The 14,962-nt window shown below is 44.9% G+C and carries 15 protein-coding genes; 4 read left to right on the top strand and 11 right to left on the bottom strand.

The window, feature by feature from the left end:
• Positions 1-30: 30 nt before the first annotated feature.
• The 4 genes from ACN0W5_RS17205 to ACN0W5_RS17190 all read right to left on the bottom strand — a co-directional run bounded on the left by ACN0W5_RS17205 (position 31) and on the right by ACN0W5_RS17190 (position 4,802).
• Positions 31-1,128: a polyamine ABC transporter substrate-binding protein gene (locus ACN0W5_RS17205; RefSeq protein ID WP_417455313.1), complete on the bottom strand. Its 1,098-nt coding sequence runs from the start codon at positions 1,126-1,128 to the stop codon at positions 31-33.
• An 88-nt stretch (positions 1,129-1,216) separates the two neighbouring features.
• Positions 1,217-2,590, bottom strand: coding sequence for an aspartate aminotransferase family protein (locus ACN0W5_RS17200; RefSeq protein WP_417455312.1), 1,374 nt, complete (start codon positions 2,588-2,590; stop codon positions 1,217-1,219).
• 44 nt (positions 2,591-2,634) lie between these two features.
• Positions 2,635-3,981: a glutamine synthetase family protein gene (locus ACN0W5_RS17195; protein ID WP_417455311.1), complete on the bottom strand. Its 1,347-nt coding sequence runs from the start codon at positions 3,979-3,981 to the stop codon at positions 2,635-2,637.
• 65 nt (positions 3,982-4,046) lie between these two features.
• Positions 4,047-4,802 (bottom strand): gamma-glutamyl-gamma-aminobutyrate hydrolase family protein, encoded by a 756-nt coding sequence (locus tag ACN0W5_RS17190; RefSeq protein ID WP_417455310.1) that lies wholly within the window; start codon positions 4,800-4,802, stop codon positions 4,047-4,049.
• Between the two features lie 287 nt (positions 4,803-5,089).
• Between ACN0W5_RS17190 and ACN0W5_RS17185 the strand changes: the two genes are divergently transcribed.
• From ACN0W5_RS17185 to speB, 4 genes are read left to right on the top strand one after another with little or no spacing between them, the layout of a single operon-like run.
• Positions 5,090-6,475 carry a glutamine synthetase family protein gene (locus tag ACN0W5_RS17185; protein WP_299375601.1) on the top strand — a complete coding sequence of 462 codons (1,386 nt, stop codon included), beginning with the start codon at positions 5,090-5,092 and terminating at the stop codon, positions 6,473-6,475.
• Positions 6,476-6,477: 2 nt separating this feature from the next.
• A complete protein-coding gene (locus tag ACN0W5_RS17180) occupies positions 6,478-7,755 on the top strand; it encodes an NAD(P)/FAD-dependent oxidoreductase (protein ID WP_417455309.1) in 1,278 nt (425 codons plus the stop codon).
• Positions 7,756-7,805: 50 nt separating this feature from the next.
• Positions 7,806-8,354, top strand: a complete 549-nt coding sequence (locus ACN0W5_RS17175) for a cupin domain-containing protein (protein WP_299372897.1) — start codon at positions 7,806-7,808, stop codon at positions 8,352-8,354.
• Between the two features lie 52 nt (positions 8,355-8,406).
• The gene (gene speB, locus ACN0W5_RS17170; RefSeq protein WP_417455308.1) at positions 8,407-9,375 is read left to right on the top strand and encodes an agmatinase; all 969 of its coding nucleotides are present in this window, start codon (positions 8,407-8,409) and stop codon (positions 9,373-9,375) included.
• A gap of 61 nt (positions 9,376-9,436) precedes the next feature.
• On the opposite strand, the gene ACN0W5_RS17165 is transcribed toward speB, so the two are convergent.
• The 7 genes from ACN0W5_RS17165 to ACN0W5_RS17135 all read right to left on the bottom strand — a co-directional run bounded on the left by ACN0W5_RS17165 (position 9,437) and on the right by ACN0W5_RS17135 (position 14,595).
• Entirely contained in the window at positions 9,437-9,865 is a 429-nt protein-coding gene (locus ACN0W5_RS17165; protein WP_417455307.1) for a GNAT family N-acetyltransferase, read from the bottom strand.
• A gap of 30 nt (positions 9,866-9,895) precedes the next feature.
• Positions 9,896-10,153, bottom strand: a complete 258-nt coding sequence (locus tag ACN0W5_RS17160) for a YjhX family toxin (protein ID WP_417455306.1) — start codon at positions 10,151-10,153, stop codon at positions 9,896-9,898.
• A 298-nt stretch (positions 10,154-10,451) separates the two neighbouring features.
• The gene (locus tag ACN0W5_RS17155; protein WP_417455305.1) at positions 10,452-10,892 is read right to left on the bottom strand and encodes an Rrf2 family transcriptional regulator; all 441 of its coding nucleotides are present in this window, start codon (positions 10,890-10,892) and stop codon (positions 10,452-10,454) included.
• A 140-nt stretch (positions 10,893-11,032) separates the two neighbouring features.
• On the bottom strand, positions 11,033-11,821 hold the full coding sequence (gene otnI, locus ACN0W5_RS17150; RefSeq protein ID WP_417455304.1) for a 2-oxo-tetronate isomerase: 789 nt from the start codon (positions 11,819-11,821) through the stop codon (positions 11,033-11,035).
• Between the two features lie 11 nt (positions 11,822-11,832).
• On the bottom strand, positions 11,833-12,747 hold the full coding sequence (locus ACN0W5_RS17145; protein ID WP_417455303.1) for an NAD(P)-dependent oxidoreductase: 915 nt from the start codon (positions 12,745-12,747) through the stop codon (positions 11,833-11,835).
• 82 nt (positions 12,748-12,829) lie between these two features.
• On the bottom strand, positions 12,830-13,831 hold the full coding sequence (locus ACN0W5_RS17140; RefSeq protein WP_417455302.1) for a GlxA family transcriptional regulator: 1,002 nt from the start codon (positions 13,829-13,831) through the stop codon (positions 12,830-12,832).
• A 290-nt stretch (positions 13,832-14,121) separates the two neighbouring features.
• Positions 14,122-14,595 carry an MEKHLA domain-containing protein gene (locus ACN0W5_RS17135; RefSeq protein WP_417455301.1) on the bottom strand — a complete coding sequence of 158 codons (474 nt, stop codon included), beginning with the start codon at positions 14,593-14,595 and terminating at the stop codon, positions 14,122-14,124.
• Between the last annotated feature and the right edge of the window lie 367 nt (positions 14,596-14,962).

Below are 14,962 nucleotides of genomic sequence, written 5' to 3'. Positions count from 1 at the left end.
TCTAAATTGAGACGATGCTTTTATTTGGATTTAACTGCCGCTTTTGACCTTGGTCCACAAGCGAGTTATCACACGCTGTGTTTTGGGATCATAAGGCATAATTGTGTAGAGCCGCTCCATCGTTCCTGAGTCAGGATAGATCGCTGGATCGCCAATGACATCCTCTGCCAATAGCTTTTGGGATGCAAGATTACCATTTGCATAATAGACGTAATTGGAAGCCTTAGCCATCACGTCATCACGCATGATATAATTGATAAACTTGTGTGCATTATCAGTGTTTGATGCATCGGCAGGTACGGCCATCTGGTCGAACCACATCAAAGCGCCTTCTTTCGGAATAGCGTAGTCAACGGTAACCCCGTTATCTGCATCAGCAGCACGATCACGTGCCTGTAGGATATCACCGGACCAACCAACTGTCAGACAGATATCACCATTGGCAAGGGTTGATATATATTCAGAAGAATGGAATTTCCGCACAAAGGGACGAATTGACAGCAATAGATCTTCTGCTGCCTTCAAGTCATCCTTGTCACGGCTATCCGGATTTTTGCCCAGATAATTCAAAGCCGCTGGTATCAACTCGGTCGGTGCATCCAATAAATACACGCCACAGTCTTTTAGCTTAGCCAGTTTTTCAGGGTCAAAAACAACATCCCAGCTGTCAATCCGCTCAACGCCAAGTCGTTCTTTGATCATATCGACATTATAGCCGATACCTGTGGTGCCCCACATATAGTTCACAGAATAAGCATTACCCGGATCATATTTGTTAACGCGCTCACTCACAACATCCCAAAGATTGCCATTATTCGTCAATTTTGATTGATCAAGTTTTTGGAAAACACCAGCTTGAATTTGACGCGCCAAAAAGGTACCGGTTGGAACAACCACATCGTAACCGGAACTCCCGGCAAGAAGTTTTGTTTCAAGCACTTCATTAGAATCGAAAACATCATAGACCACTTTGATGCCTGTTTCGGCCTCAAATTCCGCAAGGATTTCTTCGTCTATATAGTCGGACCAGTTAAAGACATTAACTACTTCTTCCGCACTGGCTTGGGTACTTACTGCTAGACCTAATGCCAGAACACTGGTCAGCAAACTATTTCCAATTTTTTTCACGATGTAGCCTCCGTTGAGTAAATGTACCCGGTAAAGTTATGTGGATATCGGCCTCTTTTATGAGTAAGTTATCAATATCCACTCCCAGTTATAACTTTCCAAGATCTTTAGCTGTTAAATCAAGACAATATTTTACTTTTTCCAACAACTCGTCAATTTCCGCCTTTGTCATGACCAATGGCGGCGAAAGAACCATCCGGTCTCCACAGGCCCGCATTATCAGGCCGTTGTTAAAACAGTGATCACGGCAAATGTTACCGACTTCCGATCCGTTTTCAAAAAGCTCACGAGTCTCTTTGTTTTTGACCATTACCATACCGGCAACCATACCATAGCCAACAACCTCACCAATCAGTGGGTGGTCTTCGAGTTCACGCAGGCGTTTTTGAAAATAGGGTCCGGTTTCATCCCGTACCCTGTCAACAATACCTTCCTCGCGCAGCAACCGAATATTTTCAAGCGCCACAGCACAGGCTGCAGGATGACCGGAATATGTATAGCCGTGATAAAACTCACCACTTTTTTCAATAAGACTATTGGCAACCCGATCCCCAACCATCACCGCAGAAATAGGTAGATAACCAGATGACATGCCCTTTGCCATAGACATAAGGTCAGGCTTGATCCCAAAGGTCTCACTGCCAAACCAGTTTCCGGTACGACCAAATCCACAGATCACTTCATCAGCAACCAAAAGGATGTTGTACTTTTCACAGATCCGTTGAATTTCAGGCCAATAGGTCTCTGGCGGAACAATCACCCCACCAGCACCCTGGATTGGCTCGCCGATAAAAGCAGCAACTTTTTCTGGGCCAACTTCCTGAATACGTTCTTCCAGTGCTTGCGCTGCTTTCAACCCAAATTCATCTGGCGTCAGATCGCCGCCATCTTTGTACCAGTATGGTTGCATTATATGCTCGATCCCCGGCATCATAAGACCGCTTTGCTCGTGCATAGGATCCATACCGCCAAGGGATGCACCAGCAACAGTACTTCCGTGATAAGCATTATTTCGGCTGATGATTACATTTCTTTCAGGTTGGCCTTCGACCTGCCAATAGCGACGAACAAGCCGAATAACAGTATCAACTGCTTCCGATCCGGAATTGGCAAAAAAGACCCGGTTAAGTCCTTCTGGCGTAATTTCAGCCAAAACCTGTGACAGTTCTGTCGCAGGGGCATTGGTCGTTTGAAAGAATGTGTTGTAATAGGGAAGCTCCAACATCTGACGCTGCGCTGCATCAACCAGTTCTTTTCGGCCATAACCAATATTTACACACCAAAGCCCAGCCATCCCGTCAAGAACACGATTTCCGTCAGAATCCCACAGGTAAATGCCATCAGCTTTCGTAATAACACGGGTGCCTTTTTCATTCAGGCTCTTAGTATCAGTAAAAGGGTGCAAATGGTGCGCCCGATCCAATTCCTGCCAATATTCAGTACTTTTATTTATATGGTTCATAACACCCTCTTAACTGCAGACCTTAAAAGTAAGATCACGAGCTTCTATACATTAAGCAACAGATGTTCGCGTTCCCACGAACTAATTACTTGATGATAATTATTATATTCGACTTCTTTAGTTGCACAGTGAGCTTCGACGAAGCGATTACCCAGTACATCTTTGATCGGCTTGCAATCCATCAATTCTGTAATTGCATCGGATAAATACAGCGGTAAACCGCGCGGTAGAACATAAGCATTATCTTCGATTTTTGCGGCAGGCTTAAGTCCTTGTGTCATCCCTAAGTACCCGCAAAGTAAACTTCCTGCGATTGCCAGATAAGGGTTAACATCAGATCCACACAAACGGTTCTCGACACGCCTGCTCTGTGGACTGGAATTTGGAACTCTGAACCCACAACTTCTATTATCAATTCCCCAATGAATATTAATCGGAGATTCATCGTACCCAAACCGTCGATAAGAATTCACGTTTGGCGCAAAGAATGGCATTGCCGCACTGGAATAGCGCTGTAGACCAGCAATAAAATTGCCAAACACTTCAGTTGCATTACCATCAGCATCACTAAAGATATTTTGGCCCGTTTTGGCATCAACCACAGAATGGTGAATGTGCATTGAACTACCAGGTTCACCCTTCATCGGCTTAGCCATAAAAGTTGCATAGATATCATGAGACAAGGCAGTTTGACGAACTGTGCGCTTAAACAGGAAAACCTGATCAGCAAGAGACAGAGGATCACCATGCAAGAAGTTAATCTCGATCTGTGCGGCACCTGCTTCATGGTTTAGAGTATCAATATCCAACCCCTGAGCTTCGCAGTAATCATACACATCTTCAAACACAGGATCGAATTCGTTAACCGCATCAATACCGTAACACTGGCGAGCAGTTTCAGGTCGACCATTTTTACCAATGGGAGGTACCAAGGGCATATCTGGGTCGGTATTTTTTTGTACCAAATAAAATTCCAGCTCAGGCGCGATTATAGGCTCCCAACCTTTTTTCTCATACAGTCCTAACACGGTGCGAAGGATTTGACGCGCATAGAGATCTACAGGTTTTCCATCCGGATAAATACAATCACAAATGACCTGGGCTGTTGGTTCTTTATACCAAGGAACAGGACGTATGGTGCTTGTATCAACTTCTAGAATCACATCGTGATCAGCAATATCAACCCAAGTATCCTCTTCGGGCCATTCACCTGTTATGGTTTGGGTAAAAATACTTTCAGGAAGACGGTGTCCGTTACTTCCAATACCACGCAAGAATTTTTCAGTAGGCAAAATTTTGCCGCGTGGCACGCCTGAAATATCAGGTATCATGCACTCGACTTCAGTAATTTTTCGTTCTTTACACCACTGTTCTAATTCTTCAAACGTCATAAATCACCTGTTTTATTGGATATTGGCTTCCTATACCAAACCCTGTCCTACTCACCGCCTTCTTGTTAGCGCCTTCTGGCGCGCTCGCGGCAAGCCTCTCCAAAAGCCTTGAAAATCTTGTTGGAGAATTCATTATCACTGGCGTTCCATTCCGGGTGCCACTGCACAGCCAGCGCAAATGCAGAAGCCCCAGAAACACTGACGGCTTCGACCAGCCCATCTGGGGCGTAAGCTTCTATTGTCAGCCCCTCTCCTAAACGATCAATGCCTTGTGCGTGAACGGAATTAACTTTAACAACGGGATCATTCGTTAACCCAGATAAAATTCCACCAGAAACCAATTCAATGTCATGAGCAAGAGCAAAGCGGTCTTCTATTGCACCTGTCATATCAGCTCGATGATCCATTTTTTCTGGTTGGTCCTGAACTTTCTGAAAAAGCGTGCCGCCAAAAACCACATTAAGTTCCTGATACCCGCGGCAGATAGCCAGCATTGGAATTCCTTTTTCCAAGACCTTCTTGATTAGTGGTAATGTCGTTGCATCCCGTGCCGGATCATGAAGTGTTCCTTCGTCACTTTGCGCACCAGCATAATGCTTGGGATCAACATTAGAGGGACTTCCCGTAAAAAGAACACCATCCAGATGATCCAATAGCGCATCGCTGTCCAACTTCTCCCCTAAGGCAGGAATCCCCAATGGAATTGCCTCAGAGACATTTGAGACAGCCTCTGAATAATATCGGCTCACACTATCGTATTCATTTCCGTTCTTCGGCATACGACAGGTGGAAACACCCACAAAGGCCTTACCAATACTCATTTTTGAACTACCTTAACGCAAATGATGATCGTTATTCTGAACAGAATGATAGATATCATTTTCTAAAATTCATACAAAAAAATTTATATTTTCAAAATATTTCTACTTAAACATCATTATTTATTATTAATTACAGACAATTATAACGTGATCAATATAACGAACACATTTTAACGTGAATCCTAAACCAACAAGAAAAGAGTTCTTTTTATTGGACATCTCTTGACAAATATAAGCTTCGGATGCGCATAATTGCCTAAAATGTGTTAGAACAGGCGACAAATAAAATGAACAGCACACCCGATCATTATTCTGAACAGGCGGACTTTCTAAAAGCCCACCCTGAAATTGGTTTGATTGAACTTCTTATCGCTGATGGCAATGGTATTTTACGTGGCAAGCGCATTACCAGGGATAAATTGGCATCCGTTTACAAAGAAGGAATTCTTTTACCGGGCTCCATTTTTTGCCTCGACACATCAGGGGCAAATGTAGAAGGCGCAGGGTTGGTCTGGGCGAATGGTGATGCTGATCGGGTTTGCCATGTTGTTCCAGGAACGCTTAAACCAGCCCCATGGCACAGAAAAGGTTTGGCGCAGGTTCTACTAACCATGCACGAAGAGGATGGCTCCCCCTTCTTCGCTGATCCCCGCCACGTTTTAAAAGGTATCATTGATCGCTTCACAAAAATGGGGTTAAAGCCAGTGACAGCTGTCGAATTGGAATTCTACCTTATTGACAAAGACAGAACCATGGCGGGCTATCCGCAACCTCCGGTATCACCGATATCGGGGTTACGCCACGCACGACCAGCCGTTTACGGCATTGATGAGCTTTATGATTTTGATGACTTTTTAGACGAAGTTGCTGCAACAGCAAAGGCGCAAGGCATCCCCGCCGATACAATGGTGGCGGAATATGCTCCAGGACAATACGAAGTCAACCTTCACCATGTTGATGACCCTCTGCTGGCATGCGACCAAGCTGTTCTTCTTAAGCGCCTGATCAAACATGTTGCCCAACGCCATGGGATGGAAGCGACTTTCATGGCAAAGCCTTATACACAAGAGTCTGGAAATGGCACCCACATCCATGTCAGCTTACTGGATGATGATGGAAAGAATATCTTTCAGGGTAAAGGCACGAAAGATGAAGAACGCCTGAGTGACGAAATAAAATGGGCAATGGGTGGTCTTTGTGCTTCCATGGCTGAATCAATGGCGCTTGTTGCCCCAAACGCAAATTCTTATAGACGCTTCCAACTAGGATCTTATGCACCGCACACACCGTGCTGGGGTATAAATAATAGAACGGTTGCCCTGCGCATTCCTGCAGGGCACCCGGCTGCGACACGCATTGAACACAGGCTAGCAGGTGCAGACGCCAGTCCACACCTTGTGATGTCTGCCGTTTTATCCGGCATTCTCCATGGGTTGGAAAATAAAATTGACCCTGGCCCGCGGATAACAGGTAACGCTTATGAAGAAAAAGAAGCGACCCTGCCAAACATCTGGCCCGATGCTATTGACGCCTTTGAGAAAGCCGAAATTCTGCCGAAATACATGGGCGAAGAATTCTGCAACGTCTTTTCTACTTGCCGGAAAACCGAACGAGAACGTTTTAACAGCCATATTTCCACAGTCGAATTTGATTGGTACCTAAGGAGCGTTTAGAAATGAACGATCAAGACTACACAAATTCGTATTATACGGCGAGCATAAACCCAAGCCGTGATCATCCCGCTATTACCGGGGAACACAGCTGTGATGTATGTGTCATTGGTGGCGGCATGACCGGCACATCAGCCGCGCTTCATTTGGCCGAACGTGGTTATAAGGTTATCTTACTCGAGGCCAGTAAAATTTCCTGGGGTGCTTCTGGGCGCAGCGGCGGCCAGATGATTATTGGATACAACCAGTCCTATCAAGATATCAAAAAAATGGTCGGTAAGGACGACGCCCACAAGCTTTGGAAAATGGGCGAAGAGGCAATGTCGCTCGCCAGAAACCAGATAAAGAAGCACAACATAAATTGCGATCTGGCTGCTGGCCACTACCACGTCAGCACCAAACAACGTCACGTGGGTGAATTGGAAGAATACCTCGAAGATTTGGAATTAGCTGGATACAAAGGCTGTCAGCTTTTAGATCAAAACGAAATTCGCCAAAAAATCGACAGCGACAAGTACCTGTCCGGCATGTACGACCCCAATGGCGGTCACCTGCATCCGCTTAATTACACACTCGGTCTGGCAGATGCCGCTGAAAAAGCAGGCGTGAAGCTTTACGAACATAGCCGTGTTACAAAAATTGATCACGGCAAGTCCCCAAAAGTTTATACTGATCAAGCTATAATTAACTGTAAACATGTCGCGCTTTGCACCAATGCCTATCTCGACGGCCTCGACAAAAAGCTAGATAAAAAAATTATGCCCGTCGGCACTTACATCCTAGCAACAGAGCCTCTTGCAGATAAAGAAGCAAGCAAACTGATCGCTGACAATGCCGCTGTGGCCGATATTCTTTTTGTCCTCAACTACTACCGATTATCTGGCGACAAACGTATGCTTTTTGGTGGCGAGGTTAATTATTCAGGTAAAGATCCGTCTGATATCAGTAAAATCATGCAAAAAACCATGCTTGAATATTTCCCCCAACTTGCATCAAAAAAAATAGACTATGCATGGGGCGGAAATGTTGCCATTACCGTCAACCGCCTTCCGCATTTCGGTAAACTGGCCGAAAGCACTTATTTTGCCCATGGCTTTTCCGGACACGGGGTTGTCCTAACGGGGTTAGCCGGAAAATTAATAGCCGAAGCCATTGCAGGTTCTGAAGAACGCTTTGACGTATTCAGTCGCATCCCGCATCAATCATTCCCTGGGGGCAGCCTCTTGCGCACGCCTGCCTTGGTCTTAGCTATGGCTTATTATCGTCTTCGAGACTTACTATAGAGAAAAATACATTGCACGAGATCACTATTGAACGAGGTGAAACAGAACAGATGTCAGCCAGTGTTGGAAAACGCTTAAAAGCACTACGCGCCATGCACGGCCTTTCACAACGGGAACTTGCCCGGCGTGCCGGCGTTACCAACAGCGCGATCTCTATGATTGAACAAGATCGCGTAAGTCCATCTATTGACTCGCTAACAAAAGTTCTGGCTGGTTTTCCTGTAACCATGATCGAATTCTTCTCTATGGAACCCGAGCAGGAAGAGAAAATCTTCTATGCCAAGGACGAACTAGTCGAAATGTCTGACGGCACAATGTCTGTCCGCTTGGTAGGTGCTGCCAAGAAAGATCGTAAAATGCGGGTTTTGCATGAAAAATACCCACCCCATGGTGATACTGGCGACAAGATGATTGTGCAAGAAGGCGAAGAAGCCGGGGTTATTATTCGTGGGCAACTTGAAATCACCGTCGGCAATGAAATAAAAGTGCTGAATGCAGGGGAAGCCTATTACTTTAACACAGAAATCCCGCACCGCTTTCGCAACCCCGGCGACGAAGAGTGTGAAGTGGTAAGTTCGGCAACACCACCATCTTTCTAACAATAAACTTATAAGCTTAACAACAAGACCAAGATCGTTCTGGAGACACAGCATGACCGATATATCCGGTATTAATTCCGAAGGCGACAACGCCTTTATGGCAAAAAGCCTTCTAGGGACAGATGTTGAACCTATGTATTCCGGTGCAAATTCTTTTATGCGCCGTAAATACACACGAGATCTTCGCGACGCAGATGTTGCCATATCCGGCATTCCTTATGATTGCGCAACCACGGGCAGATCGGGTACTCGATTGGGGCCACAGGCTGTCAGAAAAGCCTCTGCCAATCTTGCTTGGGCACCACACTTCCCTTCTGGTCTTGACGTTTTTGAAGTTTTGGCCGTGGCAGATTACGGCGACCTTGTTTTTGATCCCGGCGAACCAATGTCCATTCCCGGTGCCATCAAAGCCCATGCAAAAGCAATTCTGGACACAGACACTGCAATGCTGACACTCGGCGGTGACCATTTTGTCACCTACCCCATTCTAAAGGCACACGCAGAAAAGCATGGCCAACTCGCCTTAATCCAGATAGATGCCCATTCCGACACTTGGGAAGAAGATCAACAACGCATAGACCATGGCACGATGTTTTACCATGCCGCCAAACAGGGGATTATTGACCCCACATCTTCTGCACAGGTCGGCATCCGCACACACAACGACAAAACTCACGGCTTTAACATTATTCATGCCCCCTGGGTTCACGACAAAGGCCCTGAAGCAGTGGTCGCAGAGATCAAGCGCATTGTTGGCGATCGAAAGGCTTACCTCACTTTCGATATTGATAGCTTGGACCCTGCCTTTGCTCCGGGCACAGGAACACCTGTAAGTGGGGGCTTAACCCCGCATCAGGCCCTGACAATACTTCGAGGCCTAGAGGGTATTAACATTGTCGGTGCCGATGTCGTCGAAGTATCCCCCGCCTACGATGTTAGCGACATTACCGCCCTTGCTGGCGCGACGATGGCCTTTGAAATGCTCTATCTTATGGCCGTACAAAAAAAGAAAAAGGGATAATAACGCCACAAAGAAAGCCAACTGAACAAGGGCACTCCATGCGAAGTGCCCTTGTTTTTGATCAATCTTTCGCCAATGTCAGTTTCAGAGAAATCTCATTTGTCGGCTCATGACAATAACGGCCAACTTCGACAAAGCCGTAGAGATCGTAGAACCGTCGACCCACTTTGTTTTTCTCAAAGACCTCTACACTCAGAGAACCTTTCAACTTCACCACATGATCAACTAAAGCCCGACCAAACCCCTTGCCATGAAATAACGGATCAAGGAACAACGCGCCGATTTTATCATTCATGAGGGAAATGAAACCAACAGGATTTTGATCAAAAACCAAAACCCACGTTTCAGCATTGGGAAGGTAAACATTCGGCATATCTTTGGCGACTTGGGCGACAAATTCATCGCTCAGGAAGGGATGACCAACTTTGTTTGCTTCGAACCAAATTTTAATTAGTGCTGCCGTATCGGCAATTTCGTACTTTCTAATCATAACAACATACTTCTTTCTAGCTTTACTGATTTATCTGTTATCCAATTGAGATCTAACGGACCGAATACCCAATCGTGTAATTCGATAGGGTTGCCCCTTTTGAGATTTCACAAAGGACCGCTTTCTCAGGCGCTGAAAAACGCGATAGTTACAATCAGCAAGGACATGACCATCACGGGTATAACAAGTTACCTTCGTAACCTTGCCATTCTCACCCCGCTCATAGTGAATAGAACCACCCTGAGCAAGAACGTGTAAAACACGCTGTTCATACTTTGAAATATTCAATGGATTTTCGTTTTATGTGAGCATAGAAAAGGTATCGCTCAGCGCACAGCTTGAGCGTTACAACAGTTTCAAATGTTCCCGAGGTTCAGGAACTAGCGGATTACCGCAATCTCTAACATAAAATCTCCGTAGAACCTGTGCGGACAATAGAATTGCACAGGCAAATATAGATCTAACAAAATCTGTATTTTCGAACAAGGCAAAAAATTTTACTCATGCTCATCCCAGAAAAATAAAATAGGCGGTTATGAAATAAATCATATCCGCCCTATAAATAGTACACACCGACAAATAGATACTACATAAACGAGATGCTTAATGCCTTTTGAAGGCCTTGCCTATTAGACATTAGATCTTCAAGCGTATACCGGGATAAAACATCAAAAAAAGCAACAACGGCCTCGCCCAAAATACCCTGTAACCGGCAATAACCATCGATTTGGCAGCAGCCTTTTTTCTTGTCGAAACATTCGACAATATCCAAATTGTCTTCCATATCCCGTACCACATCCCCCAGATTTATTTCTGCAGGAGAACGGGCAAGGAGCATACCGCCCTTTTTACCACGAATAGTTTTGAGATATCCATCCTGAGACAGTTGATTAACCACTTTCATCAAATGGTTACGTGAAATATCATAACGCTCTGAAATTTCAGTGATCGTCGTTAATTCATCACCTTTTAGTCCGACAAAAATCAGGACACGTAATGAATAGTCAGTATAGGTAGTAAGTCTCATTTCAGGCCAAACATCTCAAACAACAAATATCACAATAAGCATTTATTCGATCTAAAATAGGATCACACCACACGAAAAACAATAGGACAGGTTGACGCTATAAAAATTCAGTCGATCCCCTACTTATCAGGCACAAGTAATCAGGAAAAGATTTTTCGAGCCGTATCCAGCCACCCAAGACCTGATTTCGTATCAACTTTAGGTGTATACTCACAACCGACCCACCCTTCATATTTAGCCTTTAACAATTCAGAGAATATCCAACCATAATTAATTTCTCCTTCAGATGGTTCGTGCCTATCCGGCACCCCAGCAATCTGAATATGCCCGACATAATCCATTTGATGACGGATCAGCACCGAAAGGTCGCCCTCCATGATTTGGGCGTGATACAGATCCATCTGTAATTTCAGGTTTGGCGCGGCAATATGATCAATAATTTTACGCGCCTGAGCTTGATGAGACAACAAATACCCCGGAAAAGCCCGCGTATTCAATGGCTCAATCAGTACCATAACACCTGCGGCCTTCGCCTGCTCGCAAACATAAGCCAGATTGGCGAGATAAACTTCAAAACAGGATTCCAGTGTTTCACCTTCGGGACAGATACCAGCCATCACATGAAGCTTACGACAATTTAAATGCTCGGCATATTCCAACGCCAGCTCAACACTATGTTGAAATTCACCTTCTCTCCCCGGTAAAGCTGCAATCCCACGTTCTCCCTTTTCCCAGTTCCCCGCCGGAAGGTTGAACAGCACCTGTTCTAGCCCCGTATCATCCAACCTCGTTTTAAGGTCCTGCTTTGACCATTCATAAGGAAAAAGAAACTCCACTCCTTCAAAACCTGCATCCTGCGCAGCCTTAAAACGATCAAGAAAAGGAACTTCGGTAAAAAGCATGCTTAAATTGGCAGCGAAACGGTACATTATATCAGCCTTTAGTTTAATTGTTTTTCCTCAATAGCACGAATAAAACCAGCTTGGTCCAGCTCCCCAAGCCCGTCATCAACCATACCTTGCCAGAGATCCATAGCGGTTTCCAAGCCGGATAAACGAAGACTATAATGTTCAGCCAATTCCATGGCTTGCTTCACATCCTTTAACTGAACGGTCGCCCTAGCCCCCGGTTCAAAATTGCGATCGACCATACGCTGACCATGTAGTTCAAGGATACGACTATCTGCAAAACCACCCAACAAAGCATTGCGAACCTTCGCGGGGTCAGCCCCTGCTTTGGCTGCCAACGTTAACGCTTCAGCAACGGCATCTATAGTCATTGCGACAATCATCTGATTTGCGGTCTTTGCAATCTGTCCTGCACCAAGGGGACCTACATGGTTAATATTTTCACCCAAAACGTTAAAAAGCGGCATCGCACGATGAAAATCGTTTTCATCACCCCCAACCATAATAGAGAGCGATCCCTGCTCTGCGCCGATAGCCCCGCCACTTACCGGTGCATCAAGGTAGCCAGCCCCCACATGATCAACCCTTCCGGCAAGGACACGTGTATTCATGACCTGGGTCGTCCCCATATCAATGACCAGCGTATCAGTGTGCATTGCCAGTAACAGCCCCTGATCACCGCAAATCACCTGCTCAATGGCTGGGGTATCGGTTACACAGATAACAATAAATCCACTATTGATGTTTCGCGCAAGATCCTGTGGTGTTTTACAGTATGTAAGGCCGAGCGCTTCCAGATCAGAAGCCTTGTCACGGGTCCTGGAATGGATGAACACCTCTGCCCCGGCATTGTGCAAACGCATCGCGAAATGCCAACCCATTTTGCCTAGGCCGACAACACCCACTTTTGTTCCAGAAAGAAATGAAAATTCAGAAGACCCACTCATAGGATAAGACAATCTAACAGCTGTTAATTTCGAAACATTCTGAAAGAGTTATCGAATAAGGTCAAAATAAATAAGCTAATTTCTAGCTGACACGTGCCAGACGATCTTCCCTAGGTGTTGACCCAAAATACCCTCTGTAAGCACGTGAGAAATAAGAAAAGGATGTAAAGCCACAAGCAATGGCTACTTCACTGACAGGCAAAGCCGTTTGCCGTAGAAGTGCACGAGCTCGTTTCAATCTCAAACGTTTATAATAGCGCTTTGGGCTGCACCCGAGATGGCGGGCGAACAGACGTTCTATCTGTCGCTTTGAGCTACCGATTTCTTTAGCGATTTCCTCTGCAGTTAACAAAACTTCAAGGTTTTCTTCCATAATGCGAACGGCCTCGGCAAGTTTGCCTGAAAGCTTTTGCAAGGTAAGATTACGTTGGCGCAAAGGGATAGATGCCCCGCCCCTGACTTCATAGTTGAAAGCCTCTGCAACCTGTCCGGCAACATCCGTACCGCATTGATGTTCAATAATATTAAGGATTAAATCCAGACAGGCCGCTTTCCCCGTACAGGTAATACGCTTTCGATCCCAGGAAAATAGCGCGTCCTGTATTTCAACAGAGGGATATAGCTCTTTAAAGCTATCATGATATGCCCACGGCACAGCACACCTATAACCGCTCAGTAATCCCGCGCTTGCAAGTTCATTACAGGCACCGCCAACAGCACCAACATAAACACTCTGCCGATCCAGTCGCTTAAGCCAGTTGATAAAAAGGTCTGATTTTCCTGTGCGAACACCCCATTCACCAAACACAAGTGCGAGGTCGATAGCTTCGTCATCCCCCACGGCCATATCCGGTTTTAGAATGAAACCGTCTTCAAGATCAATGTCCTGACCGTCCATCGTTGCTATTCGCCAATGAAAAGCCGCATAACCAGCAACCGCATTCGCGGTCTTTAATGCCTGAATAGTTAAACTGGCATCTAAAGAAGCTGTACCGGGAAGAACGACAATAACAACACGCTGCAGGTCTCTGCGTGGTGCTTTTCTTTTTATATGTGGCTCTGCACTATACACTTTTAAATGCATAAATGCCTTCCTTTCCAGACTGACAACCCTTCTCAGGATTGGGCTCCAGCCATCTACCCGTAGTTATTTCAAAAATTATGCAGCATTCTTTGTTATCCGCAAAATAAGCATATAAAGAGATCTTTATTTAGTCAACAAGATAAAGATCTCTTTATATCGATAATTTATTTATTATTATTGATTACAATTCAATGGCTTACACCATTTAATCAATATATTCAGTTAAATGAAGGTGATTTTTTTTCTTTATTTGCGACTTTTTATTACGTAAATGCGCCACCTCTTCAGACTTATAAATATTTCCAATAGCTGAAGGTTGCCGCCTGTCCGGCTTTTTGCAAACGAGGATCACCGCTACCTTCGACAGAAGGAACAGTCCATATAATAGCCTTTTCAATCAAGAACCTCTTACCTGAACTTGAAATTCTGATACCCGTATAGTTATCAAAATATCCCTTATCCTTGGCCTGCTGTAACATGGCAGCACGATCATTCCTAAATTCAGGTTCTGCTGTTTTACGCGAAGGTGTTTGCGTAAAATCTTCCCATGACATTTCCCAAAGATTGAGAGCTATCGAATTCCCATAATTTAGCACGGGGTCATCCGCACCGTTATGAGATACCACAACAAAAGGAGCTTCAAATAACTGTCGCCCCAAGCTTTTCTTGCTATTTAATTTAATTAAATCTGTTCCTGTTACAGCTTTAAAGCTGTCAATCAAGCGTTTGGCATGCTGTTCTTGAAACTCACTAATCTCTGACACTGAATATTTTCCCCGAAATATTTCTCAACACTTAAACCTCAAAGGATAATTTCTATATTTTTTCTCCCACGGGTTGTTAAAACATATAGAAACCAAATTAATCCTTGCTTTAAATCATAATATTTCAAATAATATATGCATACGATTATTATCTTATTTTTGAAATGGGCCACCAGCTATCAAGAGAATGCCGTATCTAGGCGTTACTCAAAACTTTAATGTGCCTAAATCTCAATAACACTTGACTTTTCCTAAAATTCGTAGATAAAGCTATTATGGTTTTAAAAGTCCCGGCTCCTCTGCCTGCCCTACACTGGTCACTAAAGAAGATTCCCGGCCTTGCCGAACCCTTTACCAACGGCTGATT

It is taken from the genome of Kiloniella sp., from assembly GCF_048270245.1.
Lineage (GTDB): Bacteria > Pseudomonadota > Alphaproteobacteria > Kiloniellales > Kiloniellaceae > Kiloniella.
Note: the sequence above shows the minus strand (reverse complement) of the source record. Positions and strands in the feature narration are given on the sequence as shown.